We start from the raw sequence: 16,059 nt of genomic DNA, 5'->3' as shown, positions 1-16,059 counted from the left end.
CTCACCCCATATGAATATGTCTGCAAAATATGGTCCGAGCAGCCAAAACGGTTTATCAGAGAACCGCACCATCAAAACGAGGGACTAAACACCTACCGGCGCATCAGCGGAAGCGTATCGAGCGCCGCGTCGATGCGGGCGACGGCTTCGGCGTATTCGGCGCTCGAGACGTCGCTGTAGCGGCCTTCGAACGTGCGCGCGCTCATGCCCTCGGTGAAGCCCAGCGCCTCGAGCGGCAGCAATTCGGGCGCGTCTGCCGCGAAACGCGACCGCAGCGTTCCCGCGCGCGCCGGATCGGCAGCCGTTTCGCCCAGCCGCAGCCCGGCCCGGTCTGCCGCGAGATCGACGAACGAGAAGCCGCTGCCACCCGCTAGGCTGTCGTCGAGTTCCTTCCATGTGCCGAGCGCCTGGCCGATCGCGGGATCCGCGGACGCGGCGAGCGCCGCCGACAGCGCGAAGTGCTGGGCAAGATCGCCGCGCCCCGCAAGCGATACGGAGAGCGTGGCGGGCAGCACCGGGCTCAGCGACGCCTCGCCGCCTCGGGCAAGGCGCCCGGCGCGCGGGCCGACCACCAGCATCGCGGCCGCCACCATCGCCGCGCGCGCGTGGCCGCGCGCCGCATCGCCGGTGTGCGGCGCATTTTCGAACAGCGCGGCATAAACCTCCGGCAGATCGAGCGGGCGCCCGTTCAGCTGCTGATGCGCCGCAACGTACAGGCGATTCGCCAGGCGCCCGTCGATCGCGTCGTCGGAGGGGGCGAGCTTGCTGACCCCCTTGAGCAGGCCCTGCGGGAGATCGAGCACGATGTTCGCCGATCCCTTGCCGGTTTCGAACGCAAGGATCGCCTCGCGCGTCGTGGGGAAGCGCGTTCCGGCGCGCATTTCCGCCGCCTTGTGCGCCATCGCGAGCAAAGGTTCGAAGAGCAGCGCGGGAATCGGCAGCGTGCCGATGCTCCCGGAGATTTCCGGGTAGCCGTAGTCCTCCGCCTGCGTGAGACGGATACCGGCGGTAAGCCAGGTGCCGCCGGAAAGGCGGAATGCCCCTTTCACGGCAAGCGCGTCGTCTCCGATCCGGGGAGACAGGCGAAGTCTCGGCACGCCGTTGGAGAGAACGCGCGCCGCGCCTTCCATCTCCGCCAGCGATGCAGACACGGGCATCGGTTCCTCGGCGGAGGCGACCTCGGCCAGCGCGAAGGCAAGATTTCGCGCAGCCCGCACATCCTCCGCCCCCGGCGCCCCCGGCGCAGCGATCCGTTCCCCGGTCAGCGCAGCGGACCCGGCGAAGAGAAGAAGAGCAAGCAATCCGGATACGAATCGAATGGGAGCTACTCCGGCCGGTCAGGGCAGCGTTCTACGCGCGCGCCGGGCGCACCCACAAGCGGCAGATGCCGCAGCGCGCGACGGGTTATAGCGTGGGCGGGCTGAGCGCCGCATCGCGCAGGCCCCGCCAGACGCGGATCGCCTGCACCGATTCGAACGCGTCGTGAACCCGCACCATCTGCACGCCCTGCACAATCGCCGTCATCACCAGCGCCAGCGAACCGCCGAGGCGGCGATCGACGGGCGCCTCGTTCGACAGCGCGCCGACGATGCGCTTGCGGCTGGCCCCGAGCAGCACGGGCACGCCGAGGCCGTGGAACAGCGACAGTCCGTTCAGGATTTCCAGATTGTGCCGCACCGTCTTGCCGAAGCCGATACCCGGATCGACGATGATCTTCTCGCGCGCGATGCCGCCCGCGACGGCGGCATCGATGCGCGCTTCGAGCCAGTCGTAAACATCGAGCAGCGCATCCGCGTAGGCGGGATCCTGCTGCATGGTTTCGGGGCCGCCCTGCGTGTGCATGATGACGACGGGACAGCCGGCCCCGGCCACGGTTTCGAGCGCGCGATCATCGTGCGTGAGGCCGGAGACGTCGTTGACCATCGCCGCCCCGCGCCGCAGCGCATCGGCCATCACGGCGCTCTTGCGGGTGTCGATCGAAACGGCGATGCCCGCCCTGGCGAGGCGCTCGACGAGCGGCGCGACGCGCCCGATCTCGTCCTGCTCCCACACTTCGGCGGCGCCCGGCCGCGTGGATTCGCCGCCGATATCGATGATCGCCGCCCCGTCCGCCGCCATCGCGACGGCGGCCGCCGCCGCATCATCGTCCGAAGCGTGCTGTCCGCCGTCTGAAAAACTGTCCGGCGTGCGATTGAGGATCGCCATCACCGACGGTTCGGAAAAGCGCACCGTGCGCGCGCCGAGCTGAAGGGGCGCACGCGGCGCGGTCAGGCGCGCCCACAGCGGGTGCGCGGTATCGATGTCTGAAACCGGCACCAGCCGCTGCGAAACCCGCTTGCCGCCGCTGCGCTCGATCACCTCGACCGCCGAGAACCAGACAAGCCCGCCCGCCAGCCGCTGCACCTGCCCATCGTAGCCGAAGGGCGCATCGACGAACCCGGTGGGGCGGTAGTAGGTCTTCATGGATCAGGCCGCGAGATCGCGCCTGTAGGCCTCGCGCACCGTATCGATCGGTTCGAGCGCGCCGCCGCGCTCCATGTGCCAGAAGGTCCAGCCGTTGCACGAAGGCGCACCCTGCGCCGCCGCGCCCATCTGGTGGATCGAGCCGGCATCGCCGCGGAAGGCGAGGCTGCCGTCGGCGCGGACGCGCGCCTTGTAGCGGCGGGCGGTATCGACGAGTTCCTGGCCCGGCAGGATGAGCCCGGCCTCGACAAGCGTACCGAACGCAACGCGCGGTTCCTGCCGCTTGCCGCGCGTGATCTGCATGGCGTCGGGCGCCAGCGGCCTGGTTTCGGCGATGCGCTTCTGCGCGACCTCGACATAGGCCTGTTCGCGGTCGATGCCGATGAAGCTGCGGCCGAGCATCTTCGCCATCGCGCCGGTGGTGCCGGAGCCGAGGAACGGATCGAGCACCACGTCGCCGGGGTTCGATGCCGCCATCAGCACGCGGTAGAGCAGCGCTTCGGGCTTCTGCGTCGGATGCGCCTTCACGCCGCCGATCTTCACGCGCTCGCCGCCGGTGCAGATCGGGATCGTCCAGTCCGATCGCATCTGCACGTCGTCGTTCAGCATCTTCATGGCGTGATAGTTGAAGGTGTAGCGCGCCTTTTCGGATTTCGAGCACCAGATCATCGTCTCGTGCGCGTTGGTGAAGCGCGTGCCCTTGAAGTTCGGCATCGGGTTCGTCTTGCGCCACACGATATCGTTCAGCACCCAGTAGCCCAGATCCTGCAGCACGGTGCCTACACGGAAGATGTTGTGATAGCTGCCGATCACCCAGATGGTGCCGGTGTCCTTCAGGATACGGCGCGCGGCGGAAAGCCAGCGGCAGGTGAAATTGTCGTAGGCGCCGAACGTGTCGAACTTGTCCCAGTCGTTGTCGACCGCATCGACGCGGCTGCCTTCGGGGCGGAACAGATCGCCGTTCAGCTGCAGATTGTAGGGCGGATCGGCGAAGATGAGGTCCACCGACTTCGCCGGCATCGCTTCCATTTCCGCGATACAATCGCCCAGAATGATGCGCGAGGAGACGCGTGACGCCTCGTCGATGCTGTCCCGATTGCCTGCGATCATGCCCTGCCTGCCCTCTTTATCCAAAATCGCGCGGACATTGGCCTGCCGAAGACTCCTGCGTCAAGAGTCCATGGATTCAAAGGGTTGCAGAGTTAACTTAAGATTTCATTAAACATGAAGCCTTGACCGCAACCCCTTGCGATGACGCATAGCGGCATACGCCAGCCCTAGTGGGTGTTGCGGAAACGACTCAACGCGCGAATTCGCGCTCGCGCTGCACCGGGCCGAAGCTCAGGCGGTGGTGAACGGTGATGCCGAAGCGCGTCACCGCCTCCAGATGCGCGCGTGTCGGATAGCCCTTGTTCTGCTGCCAGCCGTAGCCGGGAAAGTCGGCATGAAGCCGCATCATGTGCCGGTCGCGCGTCACCTTCGCGATGATCGATGCCGCCGCGATGGAGACGCAGCGCCCGTCGCCGCCGACGATCGTGTCGCAGCGATACGACCAGCGCGGCGACCGGTTGCCGTCCACCAGCACATGATCGGGCGGCGCCGGCAGCGCGGCGACCGCGCGCGTCATGGCCAGAAAGGTCGCCTGCAGGATGTTGATGCTATCGATTTCCTCGGGGCTCGCTTCGCCGATCCCCACCTGCGCGCAGCCCGTGATGATGTCGAACAGCGCCTCGCGGCGGCCGTGCGTCAGCTTTTTGCTGTCGTTCAGCCCGTCGGGAATGCAGCCCGGATCGAAGATGACCGCCGCCGCCACCACAGGGCCCGCAAGCGGCCCGCGTCCGGCCTCGTCCACCCCCGCGACCCGTCCCGCGCAGCGCGCCTCGTGGCTGTAATCCGGCCCGGCGTGCTTCAGCTTACCGGGCAAGGGGCCAGCCGTGGCCGAGCGGGCCGTGACCCGCGCCGAAGCCGGGCGCCGCGAGGATCGCCTGCCGCACATAATCCCGCGCGCGCCACGCCGCCTGTTCCAGCGGCATCTTCTGCGCAAGGCCCACCGCGAGCGCCGAGGCAAGCGTGCAGCCGGTGCCGTGCGTGTGCTTGGTCGCGATGCGCGCATCGACCCATTCCTTGGCGCGGCCCGGCGCGACCAGCCAGTCGCTGATCTGGTCGCCCTTCAAATGCGCGCCCTTCACCAGAACGGCCTTCGCGCCAAGCCCGAGGATCGCCTCTCCGGCATCGCGGGCGTCTTCGGGCGTGCGGATTTTTTTGCCCGAAAGCGCCTCCGCCTCGACGATGTTGGGCGTCACCACGTCCGCCATCGGCACCAGCAGCGACATCAGCGCCTCGACCGCATCGGGCCGCAGCAGATGCGCGCCGCCCTTGGCGATCATCACCGGATCGAGCACGATCGGCACGGTCACGTCGACAAGCGCGCCCGCAACCGCCTCCACCACCGCCTGGCTGCCCAGCATGCCGATCTTGATCGCGTCCGCACCGATATCGGCAAGCACAGCTTCGATCTGCGCCGCGATCACGCTCGTGGGAATGGCATGCACGTCGTGGACGCCGTTCGTGTCCTGCACCGTAACGGCGGTGATCGCCGTCGCGGCATAGCCGCCGAGCATGGTCACGGTCTTGATATCGGCCTGGATGCCCGCGCCGCCGCTGGAGTCTGACCCCGCGATGATGAGGACGCGCGCCGGGAGGGGCTTTGTCATGCGGCCTTCACCACGGCGTCGCAGATTTCGTCGACAAGGCTTTCGACGAGCCCCATATCCTCGCCCTCCGCCATCACGCGGATGAGCGGTTCCGTCCCCGATTTGCGGATGACGAGCCGCCCGGTGCCGTTGAGCCGCGCCTCGGCCGAGGCAATGACGCCCTTCACGCTCTCCGCGTCGAGCGGCTGCCCGCCGTTGAAGCGTACGTTCTTGAGAAGCTGCGGCAGCGGTTCGAACAGCGTCAGCAGTTCAGACGCCGGCCTGCCGTCCTCGACAAGCACCGCCAGGATTTGCAGCGCCGCGACGAGGCCGTCCCCGGTCGTCGAATAGTCGGACAGGATGATATGCCCGGATTGCTCGCCGCCGACGTTGTAGCCCCCGGCGCGCATCGCTTCGAGAACGTAGCGATCGCCGACCTTCGCCCGCTCCAGATTGAGCCCGAGGCCGCCGAGATAACGCTCAAGGCCGAGATTCGACATCACCGTGGCGACGAGCCCGCCGCCCTTCAACCGGCCCGACGCATGCCAGCTCCTGGTCACGAGCGCCATCAGCTGGTCGCCGTCCACGATCTGCCCGCGCTCATCGACGATGATGAGCCGGTCGGCGTCGCCGTCGAGCGCGATGCCGATGTGCGCGCCCGATTCCACCACCTTGTTCTGAAGCGCGGCGGGCCTCGTCGATCCGACATCGTCGTTGATGTTGAAGCCGTTGGGGCTGACGCCGATCACCTCGACGTCGGCGCCGAGTTCCCACAGCGCGCTGGGCGCGACGTTGTAGGCGGCGCCGTTCGCACAATCGACGACGAGCTTCAGCCCGTCGAGCCGCAGATGATCGGGAAAGGTCGATTTCGCAAAATGGATGTAGCGCCCGCGCGCGTCCTCGATCTTCTTCGCGCGGCCGATCTGCGAGGGCTCGGCGAGTTTAGGGGCGATTTCGAGCAGCGCCTCGATTTCGATCTCGTCCTCGTCGGAGAGCTTGTAGCCATCGGGGCCGAACAGCTTGATGCCGTTGTCCTGATAGGCGTTGTGGCTCGCCGAGATCATCACGCCGAGATCGGCGCGCATCGAGCGGGTGAGCATGGCGACCGCCGGAGTCGGCACCGGGCCGACCATCACCACGTCCATGCCGACGCTGGTGAACCCCGCGATGAGCGCGGATTCCATCATGTAACCGGAAAGCCGCGTGTCCTTGCCGATGACGACACGGTGCTTGTGGTCGCCGCGCAGGAACTTCGCGCCCGCCGCCTGCCCGACGCGCATCGCGATTTCCGGCGTCATCGGCGCGGTATTGGTCAGCCCCCTGATTCCATCGGTGCCGAAATAGCGCCGGCCCATAATCGTCCCCTCAAAGCCCCGCGTGACTTGCACGCACGTCCATAACAGGCTCTTTATGCCTCAAAATCGTTAAGGTGAAGGGCGGGCTGCACGGAATGATCGAGGCAATGGGTCGCTTCATCGACCATCTTTCGGCACGTGTATTCATGAAAGTGCCGTTTTTCGGCACCGAGATCGAGCTGGTCGTGCTGGCGCTTGCCGCCGCGATGGTGTTTTTCACGCTGTGGCTGGGGATTCCGCAGCTTCGCGGCATCGGCATCGCCCTCCAACTGCTTCGCGGCCGCCATGCCGACGACAGCGCGCCGGGAACGGTCAGCCAGTTCCAGGCGCTGTCCACCGCACTGTCGGGCACGATCGGGCTCGGCAACATCGGCGGCGTCGCCATCGCCATCGCGCTCGGCGGCCCCGGCGCGGCGTTCTGGATGTTCGTGATCGGCTTCTTCGCGATGGCGCTGAAAGCCGCCGAAGTGACCCTCGGCCTGATGTACCGCGAGTTCAGTGCCGGGGGCGAGGTGCGCGGCGGGCCGATGTACACGCTGAAAAACGGCCTTGCCCGCATCGGCCTGCCCAACACGGGGCGGAGACTCGGCGGGCTCTATGCGGTCTTCGCGCTGGGCGGCGCGCTGCCGCTCATCCAGGTGAACCAGAGCTTCAGCCAGCTCACCGTCATCACCGGCATCGACAGCACGCCGGGCAACGGTCTCGTTTACGGACTGATCCTTGCGGTCGCGGTCGGCGTGGTCATCATCGGCGGGGTCAACTCCGTCGCGCGGGTCGCTGCCGGGCTGGTGCCGCTCATGTGCTTCATCTACCTCGGCGGCGGCATCGTGATCCTCGCGGCAAACGCCGCCGCCGTCCCCGCCGCCTTCCTCACCATCATAAACGCGGCCTTCTCGCCCGATGCGGTCGCAGGCGGCGTGATCGGCAGTTTCGTGGTCGGCATGCGCCGCGCCGTCTTTTCGTGCGAGGCGGGCGTCGGCACGGCGGTCATCGCGCACAGCGCGGCAAAGACGCGCCATCCCGCGTCCGAAGGCATGGTCGCGCTGATCGAGCCGATGCTCGACACGATGATCGTCTGCACGATGACTGCGCTCATCATCGTCGTCACCGGCGTGTACAACGACGGCTACACCGACATCGCGATGACCTCGGCGGCATTCGGCACGGTGGCGTCGTGGTTTCCCTATGTGCTGTCGGTCGCCGTCCTGCTGTTCGCGTTTTCGACGCTCATCTCATGGGGCTACTACGGGATTCAGGCATGGGGCTATCTGTTCGGCCACAGCCGCGCCAGCGAGATCACCTTCAAGCTGTTTTACTGCCTTCTGCAACCGCTGGGCGCGATACTTTCGCCCGGCAAGGTCATCGATCTTATCGACAGCCTGTTCTTCCTGATGGTCCTCCCGAACCTGATCGGCCTTGCACTCCTCGCCGTGCCCGTCAGACGCGAGGTGAACAGCTTCCTCGCCGGCGTGAAGGCCGGCACGATCTACCGAAAGGGCATAGACGATGAAACGGCGCAACCTCGGCACGGCTGATGTTTCCGCTGCGCCGAACGCTGCAGCGCCGGTGCGCTATCGCTTGGGCGCCATCTTTTCGAGGCGGCGGAAAAGGACGCGCGGCGCCAGCCGTCTGAGCCACAGCAGGTGCATTTCCATGCCCCTGCCGACGGTAATCTCGGGCTTCCCGGCGCGCAGACCCGCGATGATATCGGCCGCAGCCTCGGCCGGGCTGATGCCGTTGCCGACCGGGTCGTCCTTCGGGCCGTAGCGCTCGCCGTGCCCGTCGAGCGCGTTTTCCGCGATGCTCGTCCGCACGAAACCGGGAACCACCACGGTGACACCCAGCCCGTTCTGCGCGGTTTCCGCCCGCAGCGCATCGGAGTATCCGACGAGCGCGTGCTTCGCGGCGCAGTAGCCGGTGCGCAGCGGCCCGCCGACCTTGCCCGCGACGCTTGCCATCTGCACGAAATGCCCCTGTCCGCGCGCCACCATTTTGGGCAGCACGAACTGGGTGAGCCGCAGCGGCGCGAAGAAATCCACCTCCATGATCTGCCGGTAGACGCTGAAATCTGTATCGAGCGCCATCGAGCGCTGCGAGATCCCCGCGTTGTTGACAAGAATATCGATCGCCCCGCGCCACGCCCACGCCTTGTCCACGATGCCCGGAAGCGCGCCGTAGTCCGTCGCCTCGAACGGCAGGATGAGCTGTTCGCCAGCGAGCCGCCGCGCGACATCGGCAAGCGCGCTTTCGCGCCGCCCCGAAAGGATGACATGCGCCCCGGCGGCGGTGAACGCTTCGGCAAGCGCCGCGCCGATCCCTGACGACGCGCCCGTGATCCAGACGATCTTGCCGGTCAATTCCACGCCATGACTCCCGTTGATTTCCCGATGACGAGCGGATGCGTCACGACGAGGATGATATAAAGCGCAATGCCCAGACCGACAGGCAGAATGCCGGGCCATATCCGCGACCAGGAAAGCCTGCCCGAAAGCTGCGCGCCGAGCGGCCAGTAGCTGGTGCGCGCCGCATAGGCGGCCCAGCCATCGCCGAGCTGCGCGGCCTTCTTGCCGTCCTGAAACCACGCGCCGACGAGCGCGAGGATACCGATCCCGCCCGCCAGGATCAGCGTTTCCAGCCGCCCGGTCGAGGCGACATGAACCACGGCCCACAGGCCGAACGCCCACATCATCGGATGCCGGGTGATGCCCATCACGCCTTTAGGCTCGGTGCTCCTCGACAGCACCTTCCCGGCCTCCACCATCGCCGGGTTGGGCGCGAGGAACGACCCGGCGAACAGGATCGAGGCGACGAGCATCAGCAGCGCCCCTGCATGCAGGATCCAGAGCGGCGGCAACCATAGCTGCTGGATCGGCGCGGCGCGGTAGGCCATCACCGCCCAGATCAGCGTCGCGAACGCGACGAGCGAATACAGCCCGAGAAAGCCCTTCTCGCCCACCCTCGCGACGATCGGCGCGCGGAGCGGATGCGAGAGAATAAAGTGGGTAAGCACAAACGACGCGACGGCGATTGCAAGCTCGGCCATTCCCTGACCCTCCCCTTCTAGCGGCTGTACTGTTTCGGCATCGTATCCTGTTTCAGCGGATTATAGCGGTCGCGCAGTTTCGTCTGCCGCGAGACGAGCGGCGTATCGCGCCCGTCGATGAACAGTGCGGTCGGCGCGGAGGCAAGCGCGATCGGATCGCCCGACCAGACGACGACGTCGGCGCGCTTGCCGGGTTCGAGCGTGCCGAGTTCGGCGCCCAGCCCGAAAATCTCCGCCGGGTTGCGCGTGAGCGCCGCGAGCGCCTCGGCATGGCTCACCTGAACCCCGCCCGGGATCCGCCCCTGCGCGACGAGGTTGCCCGCCTGCTGCGGGATCAGGCGCACCTGGTGGTTGAGATCGCGGCCGATCGGCACGATCGCGACCTTCACCCCCGCGCGGATCATGCGGCCCACGTTGGACTGCGTGGCCGCGAGCGCCTCGAAACTCTCCGGCAGGTTGGGCGCGACCGATGCGAGCACCGGAACCCCCGCCGCCGCGATCCTCTCTGCCACGGTCCAGCCCTCCGACGCGCCCGCGAGGATCAGGCGCAGGCGCGGATAGGTCGTCTTGAGCGCGAGCACGTTCACGATGTCGCTGGCGCGGTTGACGCTGACGACCGCCGGAACCTCGCCGCTGATGACCTTCGCAAGCGCCGCCGCATCGGCGCGCTTGAGCAGCGAGCCGCGATCGCGGCCATAGCCGTAGCCCGCCGGATTCCGCGCCCAGGCCGCCGCCTCCGCGAACGCATCGGCAAGCCGCGCGAACAGCGCCCCGCGCGAACCGCCCGCAAGGCGCGCCCCCGCCTCGCCCATCACGATATACTGGAACGCCTGCGCCCGCGTGATCGGCGCGCCCTCGCCGAGCGAGAGCACGAGCCCCTGCCCGCCGAAGATGTCGTTCCCCGCCTCCGGCATCACGGCGGCGCGTGTCACGCCCTCGATCCGCGTCACGGCGATGGCGGTCGTCAGCGGGTTGACCGCAGGCGCGATGTCGATCGCCGCCGCATACGGCGCGGACGCCGCCCGCGTGTCGTTGGTGCCCGATACGGCATCCACCTCGACAATCCCGAGGCGCGAATAGCCCGCGAACAGCCCCGGCGTCACCCAGCCGCCCGCCGCATCGACGATACGCGCCCCCGCCGGAACCGCGACATTCGCGCCCACGGCGACAATGCGCCCGTCGCGGATGACGACGGTGCCGTTCTCGATCGGCTCGGCGCGCGCGACCGTGGCGACCTTGCCGTTCACGATGGCGACCGTTTCCGCAACAGCGGGGCTCGCCAGCGTCAACGCCAGAAGCGAGAGCAGCCGCATCATTTCGGGTCTCCTTCACCGGGCTGCCCAAGCTCGAAATCGCTGACCGGCCGCAGACCGGTCGTTGCATCGAACATCAGCGCGCCGTCGATCCAGACCTTCTCGGCCTTCGCGTAAACCGAGAGCGGATCGTCGTTCCACAGCACGACATCGCCGCGCTTGCCGGGCGCGAGGCTGCCGATTTCCGCGTCGAGGCCGAGCGCCTTGGCCGCGTTGATGCCGATCCACGTCCACGCCGTCTCGGGCGTGATATCGAGCCCCGCGCGGTTGCCGTCGGCGAGTGCCTTGGCGGTTTCCTGGTTGAGCCGCTGGATGCCCAGATCGTCGTCCGAATGCGTGATCGCGCAGCCGCCTGCGGCGTGGACGAAGGGCAGGTTCTCGCGGATGCCGTCATAGGCTTCCATCTTGAAGCCCCACCAGTCCGCCCACATCGCCGCGCAGGTGCCGCTGGCCTTCAGCAGATCGGCGATCTTGTAGGCTTCGACCGCATGGTGAAACGCCGTGACCTTGTAGCCGAACTCCTTCGCCATATCGAGCACGAGCGCCATTTCGTCGGCGCGGTAGCAGTGATTCTGCACCAGGATTTCGCCGTCCAGCACGCCGCGGAGCGTGTCCATCGCGATGTCGCGCGCGGGCACATCCTTCAGGCCCGCCGTGCCCGCCTTCACCTTGCCTTCGTATTCATCCCACTTGCGGTCGTATTCCTGAGCCTTCGCCCAGGTCGCGCGGTCGACCGCGATGTTGCCCATGCGGCTGCCCGGTTTCTGGTTGCGGCCGCCGTAGACGCGCTTGGGATTTTCGCCGCACGCCATCTTCAGCGTGTAGGGCGCGCCGGGAAACTTCATGTCCTGCACCGTGCGGCCCGGCACGTTGCGCAGCGAAACGCCGCGCCCGCCGAACAGGTTCGCCGATCCGGGAAGGATGTGGAGCGTGGTGATCCCGCCCGCGAGCGCGCGCGAGAAACCGGGATCCTGCGGCCAGACGCCGTGTTCGGCCCACACGTCCGCCGTGTTCGCGCCGGTCACTTCGTTGCCGTCCTGATGCGCTTCCACCGCAGGCGTCGCATAATTGCCGAGGTGGCTGTGCACGTCGATGACGCCCGGCGTCACCCATTTGCCCGCGCCTTCGATCACGCTCACGCCTTCGGGCGCGCTGACGCTCTGCCCCACGGCGGCGACCTTGCCGTCCACCAGCAGCACCTCGCCGCCCATGATCTTGTCGCCCGCGCCGTCGTAGATGTTCGCGCCGCGGATCAGCGTCGGTGTCGAGGCAAAAGGTTTGTAGGTGGACGGGAACGGATTCTTGTCGATCGCCGGCAGCGCGCGCGCGGGCTTGCCGGAAGCGGTTTCAGGAGCCTCCGGCTGCGCCGCGCAGGCGGAAAGAACGATCGCCGATGCGAATGCGAGGCCCAGATGTTTCATCACCGGACGTCTCCCGAGGGGTGGATCCCCGCCGCCTGCGGCTCGCCGATCTCTGCGGCGCCCGGCAGCGGCGCGTCGTCTTTCAACGTGTCGAGATGCATCAGGCGGCGGATCAGCGGCGAGATGATCAGCACGACCACGCCCGCGCCGATCGCCACCCAGCCGACGTTCGAATAGACGCCGAGCACGACCTCCTTCGCCGCGCCCGCCTCCGTGCCGTGGACCGCGCCGGTCGCGGCGGCGATCAGCCCGGCAACGAAATTGCCGGCTGCCGACGCGAAAAACCACGCCCCCATGATAAGGCTCGCCATGTGCGTGGGTGCCAGCCGGTTCATCGCGCTCAGGCCCACCGGCGAAAGGCAAAGCTCGCCCGTGGTGAGAAGCAGGTAGATCAGGAAGATGAAAAGGATCGGGGTCGGATTGCCCGTCCCGGCCTCGTGCGCGCCCGCCACGAGGACGAAAAAGCCCGCACCCAGCTGCAGCATGGCGATGCCGAACTTCGCGGGCGCCGAGGGCTCCAGCCCGCGCCGCGCGAGCGCTGTCCACAGCCAGGCGAACAGCGGCGCCAGGATCACGATGTAAATGGGATTGAGCGATTGCAGCAGCGATGCGGGAATCTCGGCGCCCAGCATCGTGCGATCGACATGCCGATCCGCGAACAGATTGAGCGACGAGCCCGCCTGCTCGAACAGCGACCAGAACAGCACCGAGCCGAGAATGAGGAAAATCATCGCGAAGATGCGATCCCGGTCCTCGCGGGCGAGTTTCGTGACCGCCGTGTAGAGAACATAGATCACCAGCACCGCGCCCGAAATGCCGAGCAGCGCACCGACCAGCGACTGGTATTGCACGAGCAGCCACACGATCGCGACGGCCCCGAACCCGGTAAGATACAGCAGCCATTCGAGCGGAACCCCGGCCACCCGGCGCAGCAGCGCGGCGGGGTCGGGCGCTTCGCCCCGGCCGAGCAGGAAGGGTTTGCCCCAGATGAACACCACCAGCCCGAGCAGCATGCCGATGCCTGCGGCGCCGAAACCGTATGCCCAGCCGTAGGTCTGTCCGAGATAGCCCGCGATGATCGTGCCGATCGCCGCGCCCAGATTGATGCCCATGTAGAAGATCGTATAGGCCGCATCGCGCCGGATATCCGTGCGCGGATAAAGCTGCCCCACGATCACGGAAATATTGGCTTTCAGGAAGCCAGAGCCCACGACGATGAAGGCAAGCGCCAGCCAGAAAACACTGAGCGCGATCCCGTCTCCGCCGCCGTCGCCTTCCACCGCCATCAGCAGATGCCCGAAGGTCAGCAATACCGCGCCGAACAGCACCGCCTTGCGCTGCCCCAGCCACCTGTCGGCCAGATAGCCGCCGATCATCGGGGTGATGTAAACCAGCGCCGTATAGGCGCCGTAGATCACCGAAGCCTTCTGATCCGAAAACATCCAGTGCTGAACCAGATAGAAGATCAGCAGCGCGCGCATGCCGTAGTAGGAGAAGCGTTCCCACATCTCAGCGAAGAACAGCACGAAGAGCCCCTTGGGGTGCCCCATGATGGTGCCCATGGAATCGCTTTCTGGCAGGGCGGCGGGCGCCGCCCCTGTCGGTTGCGTCATTGCTGGCAGGCCCTCTTTATCACCCTTCACGAACAGCTAGACGACGCTGACTCGTTTTCCCGTAACCGAGACTAGTCGCCCACCCGGCGCATGGAAAGAACGTTTCGGCGTTCAGCGGCCCGGTCGCCAGCGCACGCCGACCCAGACCGTGCGCGGCTGGCCGCGATCGATGATGCCGTCGCTGGTGCGTCCGGCCTCGACGTCTGCGTCGGTCAGGTTTTCGGCCGCGAGGCGCAGCGAAAGCCCGTTGCCGAGCGGCGCTTCGGCGAAGGCGTCGAGCGTCAGCGCCGCGTCCAGCCGCTGCGTCTGCAGATCGTCCTCGTAGCGCGCGCCGTCGTAGCGGGCGGCAAGGCCCGCGTTCCAGCCGCCCGAGCGCCACTTCGCCGACACGCTGCCCTGATGCCTGGGCGTCTGCGCCGGGCGCATGCCGTCGAGCGCCACCGACACGCCGCTCGCCTCCACGGTCGCATGCGTGAAGGCATAGGAGAGGCCGATCGACACACGGCCGAGTTCGGCCCCCGCGTTCGCTTCCAGCCCCCAGGCCTCGACCGCGTCGAGATTGAGCCGCTGGCGATAGGCGCCCGCGACGAAGCCGACACCCGGGAAGGTGCCCGGCCCCTGCCCCAGCGTGATGTTGCCGATGGCGTTCCTGGCGCGGTTGTAGAAGACCGTGGCTGATACATGCGCGGTGCTGAGCGGGCGGTAATCGAAGCCCGCCTCGATACCGCGCAGCCGCTCGGGCTTCAACGCCGCGTTCGCTGCCGTCGCGTCCGTACCGACACGGAACGGGCGGTACAGCTCGTTGAGCGTCGGCACCCGGAAACCGAGATAGGCGGCGGTGCGCAGCGTCAGCGCCGGGGTCGCGGAGAGCGCGAGGCCGAGGCGCCCGCTCGGCTCCGTGCCCGAACGCTTGGGAAAGTCCGTATCGGTGAGCACCGCGCCGCCGAGCTGCCGCTCGTCGAGATGGCCGTTCGTCAGCGACCAGCGGTCGAGACGGACGCCGCCCGTCAGCAGCAGCGCATCGCTCAGCCGCCAGTCATCCTCGATGTAAACGCCGTAAACATGGCTGTCGCCACCCGCTTCACGCATGCGCGTGTAGACGCCCGCCACCGGCGTGTAGAACTCCTTCGTCTCGCCGCGCGCGCCGCGCCAGTCCCCGCCGAGACGCAGGGCATGCGCGCCGAGCGTAGGGCGGATTTCAACCTTCGCGCCGTAGCCGGTCGCCGGGACCGCATATTGATCGAGCGTCGGGAAGGCTGCGCTGCGGTCCGCCTCGATCCGGGCGAAGCGCGAGGAGAAGTCCCGCGTCTGGAGATAGGCCACCGCTTCCCACGGCAGCGCGCCGCGCGACACCAGCCGCACGCTCGCGTCCGCGCCGCTGTTCGCCGAATCGACGATCTCGACGCCGCGCACGCGATCGTCGGCGAACGCCGCGCCGCGCACCTGAAGCTCGGTCTCGTCGCCCACCGGTGCGACGAAGCGCACCGAACCGCCATATTGTTCATAGGACGCCGGGATATCGACGGCGCCGCGCTGCGAGCGCCTGAGGAGATGGAAGCCGTCGCCGCGATCATATCCGGCATCGATCGCGATGAAGCCGCCGCCCAGCGGTATGGCCGCGCCGGCGTAGGCCGCAACCGAATCGCGGCTGCCGTAGTCGATGCCGATCACCGGCGTGCGGTCGCGCCCCGCGCTCGACAGTTCGATGACGCCGGTGAGCGCGCCCGCGCCGAACGCGCCCGCGCCGCCGCCGGTCGTGATCCGCACCGAAGACAGGCTTTCCGGGCGGATCGCGGGCCACGGGATCCAGCCCGCGAACGGATCGGCGACCGGCACGCCGTCGAGCAGCACGAGCGCCCGGCTCGACGCATTGCCGCCGATGCCGCGCAGCTGCGCGCCCTGGCTCGTCGGGTTTGCCGAGCGGCTGTCCGTGCGCCGGAACATCTGGAAGCCCGACGCCGCCTCAAGCGCGGTCTCAAGCCCGCCCGGCACGTCCCGCAGCGCCGCGGCGTCGATGGTCTGAACGGCATAGGCCTGCGACCCGATCGGCTGTTCGAGCGCATGGCCGGTCACGACGATCGTATCGTCCGCCGCCGCCGGCGCGCCGAGCGCCGCAAGGATCGGCACGAGGGTAAAACTGTTCCGCAACGTCGCGACC

At 67.6% G+C, this 16,059-nt stretch carries 13 protein-coding genes; 1 reads left to right on the top strand and 12 read right to left on the bottom strand.

The window, feature by feature from the left end; translation table 11 throughout:
* Nucleotides 1-92 precede the first annotated feature (92 nt).
* The 6 genes from GGQ98_RS08835 to glmM form a co-directional block, all read right to left on the bottom strand.
* Nucleotides 93-1,217 (bottom strand): hypothetical protein, encoded by a 1,125-nt coding sequence (locus GGQ98_RS08835; protein ID WP_184068199.1) that lies wholly within the window; start codon nucleotides 1,215-1,217, stop codon nucleotides 93-95.
* Nucleotides 1,218-1,404: 187 nt separating this feature from the next.
* On the bottom strand, nucleotides 1,405-2,463 hold the full coding sequence (gene folP / locus GGQ98_RS08830) for a dihydropteroate synthase (RefSeq protein ID WP_184068196.1): 1,059 nt from the start codon (nucleotides 2,461-2,463) through the stop codon (nucleotides 1,405-1,407).
* Between the two features lie 3 nt (nucleotides 2,464-2,466).
* Nucleotides 2,467-3,573 (bottom strand): site-specific DNA-methyltransferase, encoded by a 1,107-nt coding sequence (locus GGQ98_RS08825; RefSeq protein WP_184068193.1) that lies wholly within the window; start codon nucleotides 3,571-3,573, stop codon nucleotides 2,467-2,469.
* Between the two features lie 190 nt (nucleotides 3,574-3,763).
* Entirely contained in the window at nucleotides 3,764-4,387 is a 624-nt protein-coding gene (locus tag GGQ98_RS08820) for a ribonuclease HII (RefSeq protein ID WP_243451784.1), read from the bottom strand.
* Nucleotides 4,377-5,177, bottom strand: coding sequence for a bifunctional hydroxymethylpyrimidine kinase/phosphomethylpyrimidine kinase (gene thiD / locus GGQ98_RS08815; RefSeq protein ID WP_184068187.1), 801 nt, complete (start codon nucleotides 5,175-5,177; stop codon nucleotides 4,377-4,379). The genes GGQ98_RS08820 and thiD overlap by 11 nt, the downstream gene beginning before the upstream one ends.
* Nucleotides 5,174-6,511, bottom strand: a complete 1,338-nt coding sequence (gene glmM / locus GGQ98_RS08810; protein WP_184068184.1) for a phosphoglucosamine mutase — start codon at nucleotides 6,509-6,511, stop codon at nucleotides 5,174-5,176. Before glmM ends, thiD begins: the two co-directional genes overlap by 4 nt.
* 95 nt (nucleotides 6,512-6,606) lie before the next feature.
* Between glmM and GGQ98_RS08805 the strand changes: the two genes are divergently transcribed.
* Nucleotides 6,607-8,046 (top strand): alanine/glycine:cation symporter family protein, encoded by a 1,440-nt coding sequence (locus GGQ98_RS08805; protein WP_184068181.1) that lies wholly within the window; start codon nucleotides 6,607-6,609, stop codon nucleotides 8,044-8,046.
* Between the two features lie 36 nt (nucleotides 8,047-8,082).
* Here the strand turns inward: GGQ98_RS08805 and GGQ98_RS08800 are convergent, their stop codons facing one another.
* From GGQ98_RS08800 to GGQ98_RS08775, 6 genes are all read right to left on the bottom strand, one after another.
* On the bottom strand, nucleotides 8,083-8,874 hold the full coding sequence (locus tag GGQ98_RS08800) for an SDR family NAD(P)-dependent oxidoreductase (RefSeq protein ID WP_341534166.1): 792 nt from the start codon (nucleotides 8,872-8,874) through the stop codon (nucleotides 8,083-8,085).
* Entirely contained in the window at nucleotides 8,865-9,554 is a 690-nt protein-coding gene (locus tag GGQ98_RS08795; protein ID WP_184068175.1) for an NnrU family protein, read from the bottom strand. Before GGQ98_RS08795 ends, GGQ98_RS08800 begins: the two co-directional genes overlap by 10 nt.
* 17 nt (nucleotides 9,555-9,571) lie before the next feature.
* Complete coding sequence (locus GGQ98_RS08790) at nucleotides 9,572-10,870, bottom strand: amidohydrolase family protein (protein ID WP_184068172.1); 1,299 nt, start codon at nucleotides 10,868-10,870, stop codon at nucleotides 9,572-9,574.
* Complete coding sequence (locus GGQ98_RS08785; RefSeq protein ID WP_184068169.1) at nucleotides 10,867-12,288, bottom strand: amidohydrolase; 1,422 nt, start codon at nucleotides 12,286-12,288, stop codon at nucleotides 10,867-10,869. Before GGQ98_RS08785 ends, GGQ98_RS08790 begins: the two co-directional genes overlap by 4 nt.
* Entirely contained in the window at nucleotides 12,288-13,901 is a 1,614-nt protein-coding gene (locus GGQ98_RS08780; RefSeq protein WP_184068166.1) for a peptide MFS transporter, read from the bottom strand. The genes GGQ98_RS08785 and GGQ98_RS08780 overlap by 1 nt, the downstream gene beginning before the upstream one ends.
* Before the next feature lie 111 nt (nucleotides 13,902-14,012).
* Nucleotides 14,013-16,049 carry a TonB-dependent receptor gene (locus GGQ98_RS08775; RefSeq protein ID WP_184068163.1) on the bottom strand — a complete coding sequence of 679 codons (2,037 nt, stop codon included), beginning with the start codon at nucleotides 16,047-16,049 and terminating at the stop codon, nucleotides 14,013-14,015.
* Between the last annotated feature and the right edge of the window lie 10 nt (nucleotides 16,050-16,059).

Source organism: Sphingosinicella soli, from assembly GCF_014199685.1.
In the GTDB taxonomy this organism is placed as follows: domain Bacteria; phylum Pseudomonadota; class Alphaproteobacteria; order Sphingomonadales; family Sphingomonadaceae; genus Sphingosinicella; species Sphingosinicella soli.
The sequence above is the reverse complement of the archived record's forward strand: the minus strand, read 5'-3'. Positions and strand labels throughout refer to the sequence as shown.

What these genes read in the sequence shown, in the direction of transcription:
- folP (WP_184068196.1), bottom strand. Translation starts at nt 2,463, where the DNA reads ATGAAGACCTACTACCGCCCCACCGGGTTCGTCGATGCGCCCTTCGGC.
- GGQ98_RS08825 (WP_184068193.1), bottom strand. Translation starts at nt 3,573, where the DNA reads ATGATCGCAGGCAATCGGGACAGCATCGACGAGGCGTCACGCGTCTCC.
- thiD (WP_184068187.1), bottom strand. Translation starts at nt 5,177, where the DNA reads ATGACAAAGCCCCTCCCGGCGCGCGTCCTCATCATCGCGGGGTCAGAC.
- glmM (WP_184068184.1), bottom strand. Translation starts at nt 6,511, where the DNA reads ATGGGCCGGCGCTATTTCGGCACCGATGGAATCAGGGGGCTGACCAAT.
- GGQ98_RS08805 (WP_184068181.1), top strand. Translation starts at nt 6,607, where the DNA reads ATGATCGAGGCAATGGGTCGCTTCATCGACCATCTTTCGGCACGTGTA.
- GGQ98_RS08795 (WP_184068175.1), bottom strand. Translation starts at nt 9,554, where the DNA reads ATGGCCGAGCTTGCAATCGCCGTCGCGTCGTTTGTGCTTACCCACTTT.
- GGQ98_RS08790 (WP_184068172.1), bottom strand. Translation starts at nt 10,870, where the DNA reads ATGATGCGGCTGCTCTCGCTTCTGGCGTTGACGCTGGCGAGCCCCGCT.
- GGQ98_RS08785 (WP_184068169.1), bottom strand. Translation starts at nt 12,288, where the DNA reads ATGAAACATCTGGGCCTCGCATTCGCATCGGCGATCGTTCTTTCCGCC.
- GGQ98_RS08780 (WP_184068166.1), bottom strand. Translation starts at nt 13,901, where the DNA reads ATGACGCAACCGACAGGGGCGGCGCCCGCCGCCCTGCCAGAAAGCGAT.